The organism is Herbaspirillum camelliae (assembly GCF_001929405.1).
Lineage (GTDB): Bacteria > Pseudomonadota > Gammaproteobacteria > Burkholderiales > Burkholderiaceae_D > Herbaspirillum > Herbaspirillum seropedicae.
This window is the reverse complement of sequence record NZ_KV880769.1, coordinates 876,789-896,314: the sequence shown is the minus strand read 5'-3', so window position 1 is coordinate 896,314 and position 19,526 is coordinate 876,789. Positions and strand designations below refer to the sequence as shown.

The 19,526-nt window shown below is 63.6% G+C and carries 18 protein-coding genes; 7 read left to right on the top strand and 11 right to left on the bottom strand.

The annotated features are described in order from the left end of the window. The first annotated feature begins 136 nt into the window (after window positions 1-136). Entirely contained in the window at window positions 137-547 is a 411-nt protein-coding gene (locus BGK68_RS04080) for a VOC family protein (RefSeq protein WP_075256040.1), read from the top strand. A 73-nt stretch (window positions 548-620) separates the two neighbouring features. Here the strand turns inward: BGK68_RS04080 and BGK68_RS04075 are convergent, their stop codons facing one another. From BGK68_RS04075 to BGK68_RS04035, 9 genes are all read right to left on the bottom strand, one after another. Then, window positions 621-980, bottom strand: coding sequence for a 5-carboxymethyl-2-hydroxymuconate Delta-isomerase (locus tag BGK68_RS04075; protein WP_075256039.1), 360 nt, complete (start codon window positions 978-980; stop codon window positions 621-623). A 93-nt stretch (window positions 981-1,073) separates the two neighbouring features. Beyond that, window positions 1,074-2,054, bottom strand: coding sequence for a threo-3-hydroxy-L-aspartate ammonia-lyase (locus BGK68_RS04070; protein ID WP_075256038.1), 981 nt, complete (start codon window positions 2,052-2,054; stop codon window positions 1,074-1,076). A 92-nt stretch (window positions 2,055-2,146) separates the two neighbouring features. After that, on the bottom strand, window positions 2,147-2,803 hold the full coding sequence (locus BGK68_RS04065) for a helix-turn-helix transcriptional regulator (RefSeq protein ID WP_075256037.1): 657 nt from the start codon (window positions 2,801-2,803) through the stop codon (window positions 2,147-2,149). Window positions 2,804-2,908: 105 nt separating this feature from the next. Next, window positions 2,909-4,159, bottom strand: a complete 1,251-nt coding sequence (locus BGK68_RS04060; protein ID WP_075256036.1) for a phospholipase D-like domain-containing protein — start codon at window positions 4,157-4,159, stop codon at window positions 2,909-2,911. Between the two features lie 29 nt (window positions 4,160-4,188). Next, on the bottom strand, window positions 4,189-4,815 hold the full coding sequence (locus BGK68_RS04055; protein ID WP_075256035.1) for a MotA/TolQ/ExbB proton channel family protein: 627 nt from the start codon (window positions 4,813-4,815) through the stop codon (window positions 4,189-4,191). A 65-nt stretch (window positions 4,816-4,880) separates the two neighbouring features. After that, on the bottom strand, window positions 4,881-7,304 hold the full coding sequence (locus BGK68_RS04050; RefSeq protein ID WP_075256034.1) for a TonB-dependent receptor: 2,424 nt from the start codon (window positions 7,302-7,304) through the stop codon (window positions 4,881-4,883). A gap of 83 nt (window positions 7,305-7,387) precedes the next feature. Beyond that, window positions 7,388-8,092 carry an energy transducer TonB gene (locus BGK68_RS04045; protein WP_075256033.1) on the bottom strand — a complete coding sequence of 235 codons (705 nt, stop codon included), beginning with the start codon at window positions 8,090-8,092 and terminating at the stop codon, window positions 7,388-7,390. Next, window positions 8,092-8,499 carry an ExbD/TolR family protein gene (locus BGK68_RS04040; RefSeq protein WP_075256032.1) on the bottom strand — a complete coding sequence of 136 codons (408 nt, stop codon included), beginning with the start codon at window positions 8,497-8,499 and terminating at the stop codon, window positions 8,092-8,094. Before BGK68_RS04040 ends, BGK68_RS04045 begins: the two co-directional genes overlap by 1 nt. 205 nt (window positions 8,500-8,704) lie before the next feature. After that, the gene (locus BGK68_RS04035; protein WP_075256031.1) at window positions 8,705-9,283 is read right to left on the bottom strand and encodes a hypothetical protein; all 579 of its coding nucleotides are present in this window, start codon (window positions 9,281-9,283) and stop codon (window positions 8,705-8,707) included. Window positions 9,284-9,560: 277 nt separating this feature from the next. On the opposite strand from BGK68_RS04035, the gene BGK68_RS04030 reads away from it, so the two are divergent. After that, a complete protein-coding gene (locus BGK68_RS04030; protein WP_013232343.1) occupies window positions 9,561-9,917 on the top strand; it encodes a MarR family transcriptional regulator in 357 nt (118 codons plus the stop codon). A 133-nt stretch (window positions 9,918-10,050) separates the two neighbouring features. After that, window positions 10,051-10,815: a CDP-diacylglycerol diphosphatase gene (locus BGK68_RS04025; RefSeq protein ID WP_075256030.1), complete on the top strand. Its 765-nt coding sequence runs from the start codon at window positions 10,051-10,053 to the stop codon at window positions 10,813-10,815. Window positions 10,816-10,825: 10 nt separating this feature from the next. Here BGK68_RS04025 and BGK68_RS04020 read toward each other — a convergent pair whose 3' ends face one another. Beyond that, on the bottom strand, window positions 10,826-11,716 hold the full coding sequence (locus BGK68_RS04020) for a LysR family transcriptional regulator (protein WP_069372815.1): 891 nt from the start codon (window positions 11,714-11,716) through the stop codon (window positions 10,826-10,828). 128 nt (window positions 11,717-11,844) lie between these two features. Between BGK68_RS04020 and BGK68_RS04015 the strand changes: the two genes are divergently transcribed. Further along, entirely contained in the window at window positions 11,845-12,591 is a 747-nt protein-coding gene (locus BGK68_RS04015) for an SDR family oxidoreductase (RefSeq protein ID WP_075256029.1), read from the top strand. A gap of 216 nt (window positions 12,592-12,807) precedes the next feature. Next, on the top strand, window positions 12,808-14,064 hold the full coding sequence (locus BGK68_RS04010) for an Hsp70 family protein (RefSeq protein ID WP_075256028.1): 1,257 nt from the start codon (window positions 12,808-12,810) through the stop codon (window positions 14,062-14,064). A 9-nt stretch (window positions 14,065-14,073) separates the two neighbouring features. On the opposite strand, the gene BGK68_RS04005 is transcribed toward BGK68_RS04010, so the two are convergent. Continuing rightward, window positions 14,074-14,916: an aldo/keto reductase gene (locus BGK68_RS04005; RefSeq protein WP_075256027.1), complete on the bottom strand. Its 843-nt coding sequence runs from the start codon at window positions 14,914-14,916 to the stop codon at window positions 14,074-14,076. 179 nt (window positions 14,917-15,095) lie between these two features. Between BGK68_RS04005 and BGK68_RS04000 the strand changes: the two genes are divergently transcribed. Together BGK68_RS04000 and BGK68_RS03995 are read left to right on the top strand one after the other, a co-directional pair. Beyond that, window positions 15,096-17,369 carry a CHASE2 domain-containing protein gene (locus BGK68_RS04000; protein WP_075256026.1) on the top strand — a complete coding sequence of 758 codons (2,274 nt, stop codon included), beginning with the start codon at window positions 15,096-15,098 and terminating at the stop codon, window positions 17,367-17,369. A 603-nt stretch (window positions 17,370-17,972) separates the two neighbouring features. Continuing rightward, complete coding sequence (locus BGK68_RS03995) at window positions 17,973-19,499, top strand: B12-binding domain-containing radical SAM protein (RefSeq protein WP_075256025.1); 1,527 nt, start codon at window positions 17,973-17,975, stop codon at window positions 19,497-19,499. Window positions 19,500-19,526 lie beyond the last annotated feature (27 nt).

Below are 19,526 nucleotides of genomic sequence, written 5' to 3'. Positions count from 1 at the left end.
GGCGACAGAATGGCGTCGCCGCAGGGCGACACAACGATGTCGCCACAGGGTGACGATTAAGGCTTGCCAAGCGCGTGCTTCGAAAATAAACTCTGCCGTTCCTTGTCTGATCCGTTCAACGTTTTTGAAAGCAGAGATGTCGACCCAGCCCAAAGCAGGCGCAGTCCTGTTCGCCAAAGATGTAGCCCGCCTCGCCGCGTTCTATGCGCAGGTGCTGGCAGTGGTTCCCAAACACGCCCAGGCCGAGAAGGTGGTCATCGAGAGCGCTGATTTCCTGCTCGTGATCCACGCCATCGCCGCGCCGCATGGCGACGCTGTGGAGATCAGCACGCCGCCGGTGCTGCGCGAGAATGTGCCGGTCAAGCTCTTCCTTCCGGTGCGCTCGCTCAGCCATGCGCGGTTCGCCACGCAACAGATGGGCGGTGGCATGAAGAGTCCGGAAGGGGAATGGAACGGTCCCGATTTCCGCGCCTGCGACGGCTACGATCCGGAAGGCAACGTGGTGCAGTTCCGCGAGGCGCTGCCGGAAGTGGCCCTGGCGTCCTGAGCGTTTTCCTCCCCATGAAAAAAGCCGTCCGGCGCTTGCCGGACGGCTTTCTCGTTTCTGGCGGCGTGCGTACTTACGGCAGGCTGACCTTGTAGTAGCTCTCGCGCTGCATGTCGACCACTTCCACCGTGATCTGCACCTGGGTGTCGGCCACCAGCGTCAGGTCCTTGCGCATGGCTGCGCCCAAGAGGTCGGAGATCTGCTTCTTGTCCTCCAGCGAGCGGCCGGTCAGGATGGCCAGGCGCAGCGCGATGAAGGCGCGCCGCGCCTGCGTATCGGTGCCCACCAGGTAGTGTTCCAGACGTACTGCGCGCGCCTTGATGGCGTTCTCTTCGAAGTGGCCGCTGGCCACCAGCGCCTGGTTCAGCCTCAGCAGTGTTGGCTGGACATCGATGGAGAGATTGCCGGTATATTCCATGACGAGATGGGGCATGGTGATCGTAGTCCTTTTCGTTGTGCGGTGGGTCAATTGGGATGTACTGGCACTGTAGGCCAAATTCTCCCGAGACGGTATAGGGGTAAATGATTAGCCCGCCAGGAAGGTGGCCAGCTTGCCCAGGTCCACATTGCCCCCGCTGATGATTACCCCCACGCGCTTGCCCTGCAGCTGGTCCTTCAACTTGCGGGCCGCTGCAAAGCCCAGGCAGCCGGTGGGCTCCACCACCATCTTCATGCGCTCGGCAAAGAAGCGCATGCCCGCCACCAGTTCCTCATCGCTCACCGTATGGATGTCATCGACCAGCTCGCGGATGACGCCGAAGGTGTACTTGCCCAGGTGCTGCGTCTGGGCGCCATCGGCGATGGTCTTGGGGGTATCGATGTGCACCACCTGCCCGGCGCGCAGCGATTGCTGGCCATCATTGCCGGCCTCGGGTTCTACGCCATAGATCTTGCACGCCGGTGACAGCGCGCGCGCAGCCAGCGCCGCACCGGAGAGCAGGCCGCCCCCGCCCAGGCAGACGAAGAGCGCATCCAGCGGACCGGTTTCCTGCAACAGCTCCAGCGTGGCCGTCCCCTGTCCGGCCATGACGTGGGGATGGTCGTAGGGCGGGATCAGGGTCATCTGGCGCTCGGCCGCCAGGCGCGCACCGATGGCTTCGCGGTCTTCGGTATAGCGGTCATAGGTGACCACTTCCGCACCATAGCCACGGGTGGCCGCGACCTTGGCCGCCGGCGCATCCTGCGGCATCACGATCACCGCCGGGATGCCCAGCAGTTGCGCAGCCAGCGCCGTGCCCTGCGCGTGGTTGCCCGAGGAGAAGGTGATCACGCCATGCTTGCGCTGGGTCGCATCGAACTGCGCCAGCGCATTCATCGCACCACGGAACTTGAAGGCCCCCATGCGCTGGAAGTTCTCGCACTTGAAGAAAAGCTGCGCGCCCAGCTCGCTGTCGGCAGTGCGCGAGCGCAGCACGGGCGTCCTGTGCGCCCAGGGCTTGATGCGTTCGGCCGCCAGCAGGACATCGGCAAAGCTGGGCAATTCGGTGGCGCTGGAAACGGGGATCATGGTGGCATCCTTGGTGAGGTGGGAAGAAGGGAGCAAAACAGGGCAGCAAAACGGGGGAAGCAAAAACAGGCTACGCAATCACCAGCGCAGCCTCACTCTTTATCGTCGTTGTAGACAGTCGCGCGGGAGACGCCCAGATGCGCTGCCACGATCTCGGCAGCGCGCCGCACTTCCAGGCCGCCGTTCTGGCGCAGCTCGCGCATGAGCGCACGGCGTTCCTCGGTCTTGAGGCTGCGCGGAGTGGTCGAGAGCCGGGCGGCAAAGGCATCGATGTGGTTGCGCAGGGCGTCGGCGCCGGCCGGCTCCAGCGACTCGGCCACGCGCACTGCGCCATCGGTGTGGCCGAACTGGTTGAGCATGCCCTGCAAGGCGCCGAAGAGTGTGAGGTCGATGTTCAGGCACAGCGCCGCCACGTACTTGCCATCGACATCCTTGATGCCGATGGAGGTGCTCTTGGTCTGGCGGCCATCGGGCAAGGTGTTGGCGTAGTTGCTCAGCACTTGCGGATAGGTCTCGTCGGCGATGCGGGCCAGTCCCAGTTCGGTGGTGGGGTCGCCCACTTCGCGCCCGGACAGGTTGTTGTACAGGGCGACCACGGAATGATCTGCATGGCGCAGATCGTGCAGCACGACTTCGCAGAAGGGGGCAAACGTATCGCCCAGACCCTGGGCGATCTGTTGCAGCTGTGACAGCAGCAGGGCGTGGTCGGGACGATCGGGGACGCGTTTCTTGCGGGGGCGGGATTTCATGTTAGACAGTTTATCTAAAATTAGACATTCCGTCCAGATTGAGGAAAACGTCCCCGGCCTCTCTGTGAGAGCCGCCGAACCCGAGCACTAGAAATCAGCGCTGCCTCATTCGGTGTTTTCCTTGCCCTTGGCTGGTTTGGGATAGACCTTGAGCACATCGATAGGCTGCGCGTAGACGGAATTCCAGGTCTGCTCATGCAGGCTCGCCACGCGTTGCGCCATGGCGGCGTTGTGCAGCACCACTTCCAGATTGCGCGAGTTGTCCAGGTAGCCGCCGGCCCAGTTGCTGGTGCCGATCCAGGCGAGCTGGCCATCGATGCTCATGGCCTTGGTGTGGATGACCCGCGCGAATGGAATGAAGCCGCTGCTGGCCTGCGGCAGGGTGACGATACGGATCTCCACATTGGGCAGCAGGGCCAGGCTTTGCAGATAACGGATCGCCGGGGCCTCGGTGTTCCAGTTCGACACCATCAGCTTGATCTTCACGCCCCGAGTGGCCGCTGCGCGCAGGGCGTCGTCGATCACCGCGTAATAGGGCCGGGTATGGTTGGGGCCATAGGAGAGCGGCGCATAGTCCAGCAGCTGCACTCGTATCTCGCGTTGCGCCTGTCCGATCAGGCGCACCAGTTCGCTCTGCGAGTCGCCTACGCCCGGCGGGTTGAAGGCGTTCGGGCTGGCCACCAGGTAGTTGCCACGCGCCACATCGGCCGCCGCCACATCGTGGTTGGTCACGGCCGGTGTCTGGCCGGCGGCGATGGCCGCCTGCGCGGCCCAGTCGATCTCGAAGATGGCTTGCACCTGCGCGGCCACGGTCGGGTCGGTGATCTTCAGTCCGGTCTCGTGGATGTGGGAGAACGAGCGCCAGTCGAAGTTCTGGCTGCCCACATAGGCGCTCTGGCCATCGACCACGAAATACTTGGCGTGGATGATGCCGTTGCCGGTCATGCGGGAATAGTCGATCTGCCGGAATTCCAGGTTGGGAATGCGCTTGAGCCTGTCGATAGTGGCCGGCACCGACGCGAACTCGCCCTTCTTTTCCATCAGGAAGCGGATCTTCACGCCACGCCTTCCCGCCGCCTCCAGATGCGCCATGATGTCGTCGAGCGCCTCGCCATCCTGTCCGGCCACGTAGAACTGGCCGAACACGATCTCGCGCTGCGCGGCGTCGAACATCTCCTTCCACACCAGCGCCGCGTCGCGCAGGTCGGGCGTGGCCAGGGTGGTTTCACGCGGCACCGTGTGGACCAGTTCGAAACCGGGGATGGCGAACTCGGCATGGGCCGGACCGGCCAGCCCAAGGGCGGTGCCGATGGCCGCAGCAAGGCGGATGAGGAAGCGGCGAGGAGCAGGTTTCATGTGCTGGCGATGGGAAAGTGAGAGGCTGGTCAGGCGATGTGCAGCTTGCTTTGCGGCGGTTGGTTCACGCGGCCGACGCAGGCGCGCAGCATCAATACCTTGAGATGATCGTTGATGCGCTCGATGCGTTCCTGGAACAGGTTGAAGAAGAACATGCCGACCACCGCAATGCCGATGCCCAGCGCCGTCGCATACAAGGCCGTGCCGATGCCCTGCGACACCTGGCCCGGATCGGAGACACCCGACACCGCCAGCGCCTTGAAGGTATCGATGATGCCCAGGATGGTGCCCAACAGGCCCAGCAAGGGTGCCGCCGTGACAATGGTATCGAGGATCCACAGGCGCTGCTGCACTTCGCCGCGCTTGGCAATGTAGACCGATTCGCTGAAGTCTTCCAGGTCCTTCTCGGTGGTCAGATGATGCTTCTCGGCCAGGATGTCCGAGACCAGCGCCAGCGGCAGGCTGGGGCGGGCGGTCAGTGCGGCCGGCAGTTCCTTGAGGTGCTGTACGGCGTGGGTCATGGCGCGCTCCAGGCCGGTCGCCTGGCGCATGGTGTAGCCGAAGAACAGCCCGCGTTCGACGATGACGAAGATGGCCAGGGCCGCGCAGGCATACATCAGGTAGAAAGCCACTTCGTGGAGTAATTGCATGTTCATGCTTGCCTCTCTTGCAGTGAGGGGCGGCGCGCCTTGCAGGGCGCGCCGCCCGGTTCAGACCACGATCAGAAATCCGCAGTCAGGGTGACGGTGAAGGTGCGCGGGGCGCCGATGTAGAGCGATGGATCGGTGCCAGGGATGCCGTTGACCGCCACTGCGTTGGTGGTGAACTGGCTGCCGCTGCCGCCGTTGAGGTTGAGGTACTGCTTGTCGAAGAGGTTGTAGACGTTCAGCCGCACCGTCGGCTTCTTGAGCCAGGTGGTGGAGGCGAAGGTCATCCCCGCGCCGGCGTTGAAGAGGGTGTAGCCACCCAGCGCATCGTCGTTGACCAGCGTGGTGTAGCGACGTCCGGTGTACTTGGCCTGGCCGAACACGTACCAGCCGTCCTGCTGGTATTGCAGCGACAGGCCCGACAGCCAGTTCGGCGTATCCGGGAATTCTTTGCCGGAGGTGGGCAGGAACTGGGTCGAGCTGTTGCGCAGGTCCTGCTTCATCTTGCTCTTGATGTAGGACAGCGAACCATACATCGACAGGTTGCGCGTGAAGGCATAGCCGCTTTCCAGTTCCATGCCGTGCGAGGTGGCGTCGCCGACGTTGTAGTCGGTCTTGTTGCCGGTGTCCGGGTTGTAGGCGCTGGCGATGCGGTTGTGGTAATTGATGTAGAACAGCGACGCCGAGGCCATCCACTTCTCGGTGTTGTAGCGATAGCCGAGGTCGTAGTTCCAGGAGGTTTCCTTGTCCACCGGGACCTCGCGCTGGGTCGCGCCGACCAGTTGGCCGTTGACGATGGTGCCGCCCGAGAGCAGGCCGAAGTAGGAGAAGTTGCCCGGCGCCTTGAAGTTCTTGGCGGCGTTGAAGAAGACCGATTGCGCGTCATCCAGCTGGAAACGCACACCCAGGCTGGGCAGGAAGTCGGCGTAGGTCTTCTTGACCTTGTAGAAGCCGGCGCTGGCATTGTTGGCAGCGCCGGAGCTGGGGTAGTTGGTGAAGTCGCGCTCGATGGAGGAGTAACGGCCGCCCACTTGCACGTTGAGCTTGTCGTTCATCATGCTGATACTGTCCTGCAGGAAGATCGACTGAGCCGTGCTCACGGTCAGCGTGTCGCGGTTTTGCAGGATGGAGCCATCGGCATTGCGCAGCCACAGGTCGGAGTTGTCCTGCCACAGGTTGGCGATGTTGCCGTTGCTGTCCACACGGCTGTAGGGCCCGGTCTGCTGGTGGCGCGCGCGTTCGACCCAGTAGCCGGCCAGGAGGCGATGGTTGTCCAGCTGCTGGTTGAACTTGAAGGTCACGCCGGGACGGTAGGTGCGGGTGCGGCTGCCCTGGTAGGCGTAGACGGTATCGAGGCGGTCGCCGTCGCCGTTGATGTCGGCGGCGCCGCCGCCCACCTGGCTGGCCCCGGCCACGCCGCCTTCGCGCACGGTCTGCAGCTGGTTGCCGCCGGTGCCGAAGCCGTACCAGAAGTAGGGGTCGATATCGAGGCTGGCGGTCGGGCTCAGCTGGAAGTGCGCATTGACGGTGCCCAGCCAGTTCTCGAAGGGATTGAGGCTGTAGGCGTAGTAGCCATTGGCGGCGATGTTGGCCGCCACATTGGGCGCATAGGTGGTGTCATTCTGGGCCGTACCGCCCACGGCCGGCTGGTGCTGTGGCGCAATGCTGCCGAAGTCGGCATTGCGGCCCAGCTGGGCGATCTGGGTCTTGGTCAGCGAGCGGTAGTTGTTGTTGAGCTGGCGGTTGTAGAGCAGGTTGGCGTTGATGAAGCTGCCTTGGCCGAGGTCGAAGTTGGTGCCGATGTCGACGTGATCCTTGATGGCGCCGCCCGATCCCTTGAACTTGTCGGCGGTGGTCTTGGAATAGGAGATGAAGAACTTGAAGCGATTGTCCAGCAGCTTGCCCGAGTCGAAGCGCACATAGCGCTTCCACAGGCTATTGGAGCCGAAGGCATTGGTCACGCGGATGCGCTGCTGGTCTTCCGGGGCGCAGAAGGCCATGCCGATATTGCCGCCGCTGGCGCCGACGTGCGGGGCTTCGGTATCGGTCGATCCTTGTGTCACGAAGACATCGCACAGGTTCTCGGGATCGGTGTATTGCTGCGGATAGACTGCGAAGCTGCCCGAATCATTGACTGGCGCGCCGTTGATGGTGAAGCCCAGCTGATCGCTGTTGAAACCGCGCACCCGGATATTGCCGCCAAACAGACCCGAACCGTCGTTGTCGTAGGTGTTCACGCCCGGCAGCAGGTTGATCATCTGGTAGGGATTGCTGGTGGGCGATTGCTTCTCGATGTACTCACGGTTGACCGAGCTGCGCGCCTTGGGCGAATCCTCGGCCTGGATCAGGCCGGTGGCGGCGGCCGTGCCGGCGCTGGCGCTGCTGCCGCCTTGCACGGTCACGGTGCCGACGTTCGTGGTGGTCTGGGCGAAGGCCGGTGCGCCCGCCATGAAGAGCCCGGATATCAGCAAGGACAGCCGGGTGAGTTTGCATTGCATGTCGTGTTCCCCTGGGTATGTTGGACTACGTGTTGACATCGTTGCGCCTGGAGCGCGGAGCTCTGCCGAGATCCACTTCCACTTCAGACGGGTATGAAATCCAGATCAGCGGTAAAGCGGTGCGTGCTTTCACCCTTGTAGGTGTCGTCCGGGAAGGGTGCGAAGGCGGCGCGGTTGATGGTCTTGCGGGCGGCGTCATCGAGCAGCATGGAATTGGACGAACTCTCGATGCCGCTATCGACCACGCTGCCATCGCGCCTGAGCACGAACCACACGCGCACCTTGCCTTGCGGACGCAGCGTGCTGGCTTCGCGTCCGGTGGGGTAGCGCTTGATGCTGTTGAGATGCGAGCGCAGCTGGCCCACATAGGTCTGTTCGATGTGGGCGGTGTTGACTGGCGGCGGCGCTGGCGGTGCCACTGGCGCAGCCTGTACTGGCGGTGCGGCGGGCGTGCTGGGCGGGGCCGGCAGGACCGGTGCGTTGGCCGAGGGTGGTGCAGGGTCCACAGGTGCAGGGGCCTGCTTGACCGGCGCTGGCTTGGCGACCGGCCTGGGCGCTTCCTGCTTCTTCGGCGGCTCCACCGGTTTGGGTGGCGGCTCCACTTGCGGCTTGGGCTGCGGTGGTGGCGGCAATTCCATCAGCGAGATCTGTACCGGCTGCGGATCTTCCTTGCGCTTCAATTCGGTGGCCTTCTGCACGCCGGCGATGATCAGCACCGCCAGCACCACCAGCGAGGGCAAGGTCGCCAGCGGCTCGCGGAAACGGAAGAGGACGGGAGCGTTCATCATCACGGCTTGCGGGTGGCGATCGAGATGGAATCGAAGCCGCCCTTCTTGAGCGTATCCATCACATCGACCAGGCGCTGCACTTCCACGCCGCGGTCGCTGTTGATGATGAGATTGAGCTTCTCGCCGTCGCGGCGCAGCTTGTCCAGGCGCGCGGTGAGCGCGTCCAGGGTGGTGTTCTCGCCATCGACCTGGAGCACGTCATCCTTGGCGATGGTGATGACCGCCTTGGTCTGCGGTTTCAGGTCCTGGGCGGTGGACGAGCTGGGCAGCTGCGTCTTCAGGCCCAGGGCCGGAATCACGTTCAGGCTGATCAGCACGAAGAAGACCAGCAGGAACATCATCACATCGATCATCGGGATGATCTCGACGCGGGCCTTCCGTTTCTTGGGTTCGTCCCAACTGCGCATGCCACACTCCTCGAAGCTTCGTTATACGATTTGTAGCGCTATAGTTTTTATAGCGATGCGCAGCGTAGCGAGGAAATGTGTCGTGCGTATTACACCATGCAGGTTGAGGTTAAGAGCCGTGAAGAAATTGTTGCCGACCAGGGCCGGTGCAAGGCGCGATGCAGAGGTGGGTGACGCCAGGCGGCGACAGCGCCCGGCGTGGCGGTCAGGGACGTGGCAGCGGCAGGCGCGGCAGCAGCGACAGCAAGAGCTTGCAGAGATAGACCACGATCAGCGAGCCGGAGAGATCACCGATGGACATGACGATGAGACCGCTCCAGAAATCCGGATAGACCCCGCGCATGACGAACCAGATCAGCTGCAGCAGGGGATTGGAGAGCGCGTAGAGCAGGATGCAGGCCATGAGCCGGGTGGTAGTGAGATTGCTCAGGTTGCGCCCCAGGTCCAGGCCGGAGAGCGTGAGCCGGTAGGCCAGGTAGGGCGCGCCTGCCGAGATCAGGCAGTAGCCGGCCACCGCAATGAGGTCTTGCGGAAACAGCTGGTAGGTCGCGGCCGTGGCCAGCGAGCCGATCAGCAGGCCCACGCAGCCGGCTTCGGCAAAGAGCAGGGTGCAGATCAGGCGCACCCCGGCGGGCAGGTAGATCCAGGCGATGCCCTCGGTGAACTGGGTGCGCCGGAACAGCCATTCGTTGATGGAATAGAACAGGAAATAGCACAGCGCCGTGCCAGCAACGGCGGCCAGGTGGGTGCGCAGGGCGGAGCGGAATTCGGACGAGGCTTGCATGGCGGGAGGGGGGTGACATGCTCAACGGCGCGTATGTTACCGATTAAGCGGGAGCGCTGCACCTCAACAATTTTCATCAGTGTGGCGCGCCAGCCTCGCAAATCGGCGCGCAAACGCCTCTGGCGCAGATATCGCAGGCCGACATGGGGGCAAGGATTGCATTCCCGGGCGGGCCCGGCGTATGATTCGCTATCAATTCTGGAACGATGAGCGGGCGCGGGAGTTACGCTGGCGGTACGTTCCTGATGGGTACCACAACAACCAACACCATCGCCATATGGGTAAAAACAAGCGGCCGGCAGATATCTACCTGCGATTTCTGCAACTGGCCGAAGCACTACGGGGATTGCCTGCATTACCGTCGCTGGATCCGCTCGAAGACCGGATCCTGGCCTTCATCGCCCGTGCCGGGCAGGAACAGCAACGCCTGTCGGTGCGCGACCTGATGGCGCAGAGCGAATTCGGCTCGCCGGCGATGCTGCATACTCGCCTGAAATCCATGCGCGAGAAAGGCTGGATCGTGCTGGCCGATACCGAAGACCCGCGCCGCAAGCAGGTCGAGCTGAGCCAGGCGGCCTGGCTGCATTTCGACAAGCTCTCCAAGTGCCTGGTGCAGGCCACGCGCGACAAGTAATCGAACGATCCCAGGCCATCACCCTGCAGCCGCCAGCGTGGCTGTCATCGTCACGACACACCGGTCCGCTACACTCGGCGCCTTTGCTGCGCCGCCCGGTGCGCCGTGCAGTCCATTGTCCGAGGTGGTTCCGATGCGACGGCTTTTACGCTTTCCTTTCTGTCTTGCTACTGTCCTGCCGCTGCTGGCGCTCTGGCTGGGTAGCGCCCCCCGCCCGGCCATGGCGGCCGACCCGCACAAGCTGTGGGAAATCACCAGCCAGCAATGCGTTCCCCACATGCAAGCCAGCGGCCAGCCGCAACCTTGCGCCATGGTCGACCTGGCGCGCGGCTTCGTCATCCTCAAGGACCTGGTGGGCCCGGCGCAGTACCTGCTCATGCCGACACGCCGCCTGACCGGCATCGAAAGTCCCGAGCTGCTGGAGCCGCAGGCGCCCAACTACTGGGCCTACGCCTGGCAGCAGCGCGCACGGGTAGCGCAGACCCTGGGCCGTGCGCTCAGCGATGAGCAGTTGGGGGTGGAAATCAATTCGGCGGCCGGACGTTCGCAGTTGCACCTGCATCTGCACATCGACTGCATGCGCCGCGATGTCGCCGCCAGTCTCGCCGCCCATCGTGATGATCCCTTGCAGCAGTGGCGGCCCTGGCATTTCGAGGGGCATCGCTACTGGGTGATGCGCTTGCCCGCCGAGGCGCTGGAACAGCACGATCCCTTCAAGCTGGCTGCCGCCCGCAGCGCCTATGCCGCGGCCAACATGGCCTCGCAATCGCTGCTGCTGACCGGTGCGCGCTTTGCCGATGGCAGCGCCGGCTTCTTCCTGGTCAACATGCCGGTCAACTTCGACCTGCAGGAGCAGGGCAGCGCCGAAGTGCTGATGGATCACGACTGCCGCTGGTAAGCCTGCACGTTCATTCGGCGAATTCACGCACCAGCGTATCGAACACCAGCCGCAGGCGCGGCGGCACCGGCCCGCGTTGCGGGCGGTAGAGGTACATGTCCCAGGGATCGGGTTCGTGGTCGGTCATGACCGGCACCAGGCGCCCGGCGGCGATGTCGTCCTCGCACAGGAAACCGGCGATCTGGCCGATGGCCACGCCACTTCTCACCAACAGATATTCCCCCTCGGAATCATCGCAGAGGAAGCGGGCATGGTCGGCCATCCACTGGTTCTCCTGCGCGAATAGCCAGGGCCAGGGCCGGCCCGTGCCCCGGTCCAGCATGGCCGTGCAGGGCAGGGCGCGCAGGGCTTCGGTGTCTTCCGGGGTGCCATGGCGGCGCAGGAAGCGCGGCGTGGCCACCACGTGGAAGCGTACCTTGCCCAGACGCCGCACCACGAACCGATTATCTGGCACGGTGCCCACGCGGATGCCGATGTCGATCTTTTCTCCCACCACGTCGGCGCGCTGATCGGTCAGGCGCAGGTCGAAGCGCAAGCCGGGATGCGCCTGCGCCAATCGTTCGACGATGGGCAAGAGGCGGCTGCGTCCCAGCGACGACGGTGCGGCCAGGCGCACCAGTCCGCTCATCTCGTCGGCCGGGCTGGCAGTATCCGTCTCAAAGAGTCCATCCAGATCACGCAAGCTGGCACGGGCGCGTTCGGCCAGGGCCTCGCCGAAACTGGTGATGCGCACCTGGCGTGTATTGCGGTGGAACAGCATCTCGCCCTGGAGGCGCTCCAGTTCCTGGATGGCGCGAGTGACCGCCTGCGGTGAAATGCCGAGCCGTATGGCGGCGTCCTTGAAGCTGCCCGTATCGGCGGCAGCGCAGAAGATGCGCAGCATCTCCAGTCGGTTGAGCATGATGATTCCTTAAAATGGAATTCTGTAATCTTATCATTTCCATTGTTTGGCATAGTGGCGCCACCCATAATCCTTCCATCGACACGCAGCAACCGCAAGCCAACCCCATCACTGGAAAGGAATTCATCATGAGCAACAACATCAAGGACAAAGTCGTCGTCATCACCGGCGCCAGCAGCGGCCTGGGCGAAACCACCGCACGCCACCTGGCTGCACTGGGTGCCAAGCTGGTACTGGGTGCACGCCGCACCGAGCGTCTGGAGAAGCTGGTGGCCGACATCACCGCCGCCGGTGGCCAGGCCATCGCCGTGACCACCGACGTGGCGCGCCGCGACGATGTGGAAGCCCTGGTCGCCAAAGGCGAGCAGCACTTCGGCCGCATCGACGTGCTGGTCAACAATGCCGGCATCATGCCGCTGGCCCCGATGGCCAAGCTCAAGGTCGAGGAGTGGGACCGCATGATCGACGTCAACGTCAAGGGCGTGCTCTATGGTGTCGCCGCCGCGCTGCCGCGCTTTGCTGCGCAGGGCTCGGGCCACATCATCAATGTGTCGTCGGTGGCGGGCATCAAGGTCTTCGCCGGCATGGGTACCGTCTACAGCGCCACCAAGTTCGCCGTGCGCGCCCTCACCGAAGGCCTGCGCACCGAAGCACCGGACGGTGTGCGCACCACCATCATCTCCCCGGGGGCGGTGGATTCCGAACTGAAGACCCACAGCAGCGACAAGGAAACTTCGGAAGCCCTGCTGGCCTGGTATGAGGCCAACCAGATTCCGTCCGATTCGGTGGCGCGCGCCATTGCCTATGCCATCGAGCAACCGGCGAATGTGGATATCAGCGAAGTGGTGCTGCGCCCGGTGGCGCAGGAATTCTAAGTTTTCCACAGCCGTTTTCAGCCAGTTCGATCTGACGGCACCGCCGGGCAGCCCTGCCTGGCGGTGCCTTTTTTCGTTGGCTTATCATCTTGCCATTGCCGAATCGGTAATGATTTCATGGCGGCATGTTGTTTGCTTCAAACGCCGCCATGACGCCGTGCAGACAAGCACGGTGCTTTTCTATATGATTGCCGGCCCAAAAAGAAGGAGTGATCGATGGCGAACGCGTGCGGTGTGGATTTCGGCACCTCCAATTCCACGGTCGGCTGGCTGCGTCCGGACGCCCCGGATTCCCTGCTGCTGCCGCTGGAAGACGGCAAGGCCACGCTGCCCTCGGTAGTGTTCTTCAATGCCGACGAGAACCAGTTCAGTTATGGCCGCGCCGGCCTGAGCGATTACCTGGCCGGCTATGAAGGCCGCCTGATGCGCTCGCTCAAGAGCCTGCTGGGTTCCGGGGCCATCGATGGCCAGACCGAGGTGGGCGGGCGCGCCTTGCCTTATCGTGACCTGCTGTCGCAGTTCATCGGCGAGCTGAAGATGCGCGCCCAGCGCGCCGCCGGGACGTCCTTCTCCAGCGTGGTGCTGGGGCGCCCCGTGCACTTCGTCGATGACGATGACAAGGCCGACCAGCTGGCCCAGGATACGCTGGAGCAGATCGCGCGCGATGTCGGCTTCAAGGACATTGCCTTCCAGTTCGAACCCATCGCCGCCGCCTTCGACTATGAATCGCGCATCGACCGGGAAGAGCTGGTGCTGATCGTCGACATCGGCGGCGGTACCTCCGATTTCTCGCTGGTGCGGCTCTCGCCGCAGCGCGCCCAGCGTGCCGAGCGGCGCGACGACATCCTCGCCAATGGCGGCGTCCACATCGGCGGCACCGATTTCGACAAGTATTTCAGCCTGTCCTGCGTGATGCCCTTGCTGGGCCTGGGTGGGCGCTTGCAGGGCAATGCCGAGATCCCCTCCAGCTATTACTTCAACCTGGCCACCTGGCACACCATCAACCAGCTCTACACGCGCAAGGTATGGCAACAGTTGCAGGACGTCGGCCGCGAAGTGGCCGACCGCGAGCGCTTTGCGCGCCTCCTGGATGTGGTCGAGCAACGCTGCGGCCACTGGCTGGCCTTGCAGGTGGAAGCCGGCAAGATCGCCCTGTCCTCCGCCGACCAGACCCTGCTGGACCTGGAGCGCCTGCGCAATCCCGAGCAACTGTCGCTGGAGCGCCGCGACTTCGACCTGGCGGTCGAGCACCTGGTGCAGTCGGTCGAGCAGACCGTGCTGTCCTTGCTCAAAGAAGCCGGACTGGGGCCTGACGACATCGACAGCGTCTTCTTCACCGGCGGTTCCAGCGGGGTGCGCCTGCTGCGCGAGCGCATCGGCGCGCTCGCCCCGCAGGCCCGGCATGTGGAAGGGGACCTGTTCGGCAGCATCGGCAGCGGCCTGGCCATCGACGCGGCGCGCAAGTTCGGCTGAGTCCCGCTTCTACAGCATCGCCAGCGGCTGCTTGCGGCGCGGCGGAGCGAAGGCCTCGTCCAGGGTCTTGAGGTCGGCGGCGCTCAGGCTGATGTCGAGGCTGGCGCGGTTGGCCTGGACGTGCGCCACATCAGCGGCCTTGGGAATGGCCACCACGCCCGGCTGGCGCAGCACCCACGCCAGCGCGATCTGTGCTGGCGTCACCCCGTGCGCCTGCGCCAGCGCCGTCAAGGCCGGATGCTTCAGGATGCGCCCCTGTTCGATCGGCGAGTAGGCCATCACCGCGATGCGCGCTTGCTGCGCCTGCGGCAGCAGGTCGTACTCGATGCCGCGGCGCGAGAGGTTGTAGAGCACCTGGTTGCACAGGTAGTGTTCGCCATGCGCTTGCTCCAGCAAGTCATTGATGTCGTCGGTGTCGAAATTGCTCACGCCCCAGCCGCCGATCTTGCCCTGTGACACCAGCGCCTCCATGCCTTCGATGGTCGCCGCCAGCGGGTGCGTACCGCGCCAGTGCAGCAGGTAGAGGTCGATGCGGTCCGTTCCCAATCGCTTGAGACTGGCCTCGCAGGCAGCGATCGTGCCACGCTTGCTGGCATTGTGCGGCAAGACCTTGCTGACCAGATAGACCTGCTCGCGCCGGCCCGCAATGGCCTTGGCCACGATGCGCTCGGCGCCGCCCTCGGCGTACATCTCGGCCGTATCGATGAGGCTCATGCCCAGGTCCAGCCCGGCTTGCAGGGCGCGTACTTCGGCGCTGGCCTGGGCCGGCGATTCTCCCATGTTCCAGGTGCCCTGGCCCAGGACCGGGACGGACTGACCATTGCGCAGGCTCAAGAGCGGGATGGGTTTCATGCAGGATCTCCGGTGGGTGGTCGGGCAATCATTAGACCGCATTTTCGCCGGCGCTTCATCCTGCTGCGCAAGGCGGCCCATGATGCCGCAGGGAAACTGTGTCGCCGCCGCCCGCGCCGCAATTGTGGCGGCGCGCAACAACTGGCATGATCGCAGCCAAGAAAAAATCCGGGGGAAACATGCTGCGACGTTTGCGAACTGCCTTTGCCAATTACTGGGCGCGCTGGCTGCTGGCGCTGGTGCTGACCGGCCTGGCCACGGCCCAGGTGATGGCGCTGCTGCCCAATCGCCTGGTCGAGCGCATGGACCTGTTCTTCTATGACCTGCGCATGCGGGTGGCCAAGCCCGACCTGGACCCGCGCATCGTCATCGTCGACATCGATGAAAAAAGCATCGCCGAACTCGGCCGCTGGCCCTGGAGCCGCGATGTGATCGCGCAACTGGTGCGGCAGATGACCCAGACCTACCAGGCGCAGTCGGTGGGCTTCGACGTGGTCTTCGCCGAGCCCGATACCAGCTCCGGCTATGGCCGTCTGGAACAGCTGGCCGACGGCCCCCTGAAGGACGTGCCGCAATTTGCGCGCCAGCTGCAGGCCTTGAAGCCGCAGATGGATTACGACGCCCGGCTGGCTGAGGCCTTGCGCGGCCAGCCCGTGGTGATGGGCTACAACCTCTCCAATGAAGCTGGCGCCATCGCCAAGGGCCAGTTGCCGCCGCCGGCCTTCTCGGTGGCCGACCTCGGCGGACGGGCGCTGGATGTGACCCACTGGCGCGCCTACGGCGCCAACCTGCCGCAGTTGCAGGCCGCCGCGCGCGCCGGCGGTTTCTTCAATCCGGTGCCGGACGACGATGGTCTCATCCGCGCCGTTCCCTTGATGGCCCAGGTGGGCGAGCACTTCTATGAATCGCTGGCGCTGGCCACCGCGCGGGTGGCGCTGGAGGGTCGCCGCATCAAGCCCATCTTCCTCCAGAGTCAGGACGTGCTCTTCGAAGGCCAGTTGCGCGACTATGGCGCACTGGCCGGCATCGCCGTGGAGACGCGGCCGCAACCGCTGTTCATCCCGGTGGAGCGGCATCTGACCACGCTGGTGAGCTATCGCGGCAAGGGCGGCCCCAACGGCGGCGCTTTCCGCTACGTGCCGGCGGTGGATGTCATCCGCGGCACCTATCCGCACGCCCAGCTCGATGGCCGCATCATGCTGGTGGGCACTACCGTGCCGGGCTTGAATGACTTGCGCGCGACCCCGGTCAATCCGGTCTATCCGGGCGTGGAGATCCATGCCAACCTGATCGCCTCCATCATCGATGGCGACTTCAAGGCGCGGCCCGACTTTGCCGTCGGCTACGACCTGCTGCAGGTACTGGCCGTGGGTGTGCTGCTAGGGCTGCTGCTGCCCATGCTGAGTCCCTTGTGGTCCATCGTCCTGACGCTGGCCACTGCCGCCGGGCTGGGCGGACTCAACTTCTGGCTCTACGACAGCGCCGGCATGGTGTTGCCGCTGGCCACGGCCTTGTTGCTGGTGGCGTCGCTGTTCATCTGCAACCTGGGCTGGGGCTACCTGTTCGAGTACCGCAACCGCAAGGCCATCGTCAACCTGTTCGGTGAATACGTCGCCCCGGAGCTGGTGGCCGAGATGGCGGCCAACCCCGCCAGCTACAACATGGAGGGCGAGATCCGCGAGCTGACCGTGATGTTTTCCGATGTGCGCGGCTTCACCACCATTTCCGAGAGCTTGCAGCCCAACGAGTTGCGCGAGTACATCAATGTCTACCTGACGGCCATGTCCGAAGACATCCGCGGCAATCGCGGCACGCTCGACAAGTACATCGGCGACGCCGTCATGGCCTTCTGGGGCGCGCCGCTGGCGCTGCCCGACCACGCCGCGCGCGCCGTGGCCACGGCGCTGAAGATGCAGCAGACCGCGCTGGTCCTCAACGAGGAATTCGCCCGCCGCAACTGGCCCCCCTTGAAGATAGGCATCGGCCTCAATACCGGCCAGATGCGCGTGGGTGACATGGGCTCGCGCATCCGCAAGGCCTATACGGTCATGGGGGACGCGGTCAATCTGTCCTCGCGGCTGGAGTCCATTACCAAGGTCTATGGCGTGGGCGTGCTGGTGGGCGCGGCCACGCGCGAGGCCGCGCCGCAGTTTGCCTACCGTGAGCTGGACCGGGTGCGGGTGAAGGGCAAGCATGAGCCGGTGCCGATCTACGAGCCGCTGGCGCTGGAGCAGGAACTCGACGCCAGCCTGCGCGAGGAAGTGGCGCAGTGGCATGCGGCGCTGGCGCTGGTGCGGACTCAGCAATGGGACGCGGCGCAGGCTGCGCTGCAAGCCTTGCAGGCGGCCCAGGCGCGCGCTCTGTATGCGCTCTACCTGGAGCGCATTGCACACTATCGGGCGAGCCCGCCGCCTGCGGATTGGGATGGCGTCACGACTTTCGAGACCAAGTGAGTCCTGGGGACAGGCCGCCGCCCTGCCAATTGCCTTCAACTGCCTTCGATTTTGCGGAAAATCGCAAGCTAGAGAGCGATCACCGAGCGAAATCAGGGTTTTATTCGGCTTTTTCCTTTGCCTGGCCTGGTGCATTATTCTCGCGAGGGTGCGGCCGCACCTGAATCAATGTTGCCGATTCGCAATTCCCTGGATTCGCCAGGAAAAAGGGCGAAGACCAAGGGCTTGGCGGGCAGGACGGTTGGCACCGTGTTGCCTGCTGGAATTGGGGTTGATCGACCGTAAAGGTATAATCAAACGACAACTATGCATCTCTATTAAGTCAGTCTGCGGCCCATAGGGAGGCCGCCATTCCCTGGTCACCATCTTCCCCGAATCCGGACGCGCCTGAGCCTATCTGCGCATTGCGAGCGGGGTTTTTTTGCAGGTGACGACGGTGGATGAATCACGCCTCAGTCAGCTTGACACTGGTAACGCAGCAGTATCGACTTTTGAAAATTTCTGCACTACGCAAGCGGATTCGTGGCGGCAGCAGTTATTTCCAATTTCTAAAGTGAGCCTCTGCGCTATGGCTTCGTGTGCCATTTTCGAAAGGGCAATTTGATGGATGCGCTATTTGTAAATCCGGATTCTTCAGTACAAGCCTACCAAGGTCTGGCGAAGGTCTATTCGGCCATTGAACCTCCGACCTGGTCGCTGCTGCTGGCCGAGTCCTGCCGGGCAAAAGGACATGAGGTGGCCATTCTTGATTGCGATGCGGAAAGGCTTACGCTGGAGCAGTCGCTGGTCAGGATCGAAACCCTGAAACCGCGGCTGGTGGTGCTGGTGGTCTACGGCCAGAATCCGAATTCCGGAACCACCAGCATGATCGGTGCGCTGGCGCTGGCCAAGGCCATCAAGAAGGCGCAGCTCGATACCAAGGTCTGCTTCGTCGGCTCGCATACCAGCGCATTGCCGATGGAAGTGTTGTCGCATGATTGCGTGGATATCGTCCTGCTCAACGAGGGCGTCTATGCGCTCCACAACCTGCTCAAGAGCAATCTGGCCGATGACCTGGCCCAGATCAAGGGCATCGGCTACAAGAAGCAGGGACCGGCGGGCTTTGCCATGCCCACGCTCAATGCGCCCCAGTCGATCGTTCCGCAAGAGCGCATGGATGAGGACTTGCCCGGCTATGCCTGGGATCTGCTGCCCTACCGTGAAAAGCCGCTCGATCTGTATCGCGCCCATTTCTGGCACGCCGAGTTCAGTCACGAAAAACGTACCCCCTTCGCGGCCATCTACACCTCGCTGGGTTGTTCGTTCGGCTGCGATTTCTGCATGATCAATATCGTCAACCGGGTCGACAGCAGTGATGGCGTGAGCGCGGCGCAATCGCGCGGCATGCGTTTCTGGAGCCCGGCCTGGGTGGCCAGGCAGATGCGCAAGCTGGCCGACCTGGGCGTGCGCACGCTGCGGATCAGCGACGAGATGTTCTTCCTCAACCGCAAGTACTACACCCCCATCCTCCAGCAAGCCATCGATGAGGATTTCGGCTTCAACATGTGGACCTACTCGCGCGTGGACACGGTGCGCCGCGATGCGCTCGAACTGTTCAAGCGCGCCGGTGTGAACTGGCTGGCGCTGGGCGTGGAGGCGGGCAACCAGATGGTGCGCCAGGAAGTCTCCAAGGGCTCCTTCAAGGAAGTCAACATCCGCGATGTCTGCAAGGTCATCAACGACGCCGACATCAACATCATCAGCAATTACATCTTCGGCTTCCCCGACGACACACGCGAGACCATGCAGGAAACGCTCGATCTGGCCCTGGAACTGAATACCGAAATGGCCAACATGTATCCCTGCCAGGCATTGCCGGGCAGCCCCATGTACTACACTGCCAAGAAGAATGGCTGGGCCCTGCCGGATTCCTACGAGGGCTACGCCTTCCTTTCCTATGAAAGCCAGCCCTTGCCGACCAAGTACATGAGTGCGGCAGAGGTATTGAAATTCCGCGACGAGGCCTGGCGCACCTACTTCACCAATCCCGATTATCTGAGTCTGGTGGAGCGCCGCTTCGGCGAGCAGGAGAGGAAGAACGTCGAGGACATGACCAGCATCCGCCTCAAGCGCAAGTTGCTGGGAGACTGATTGTCAGCATCAGCATCAGCATCAGCG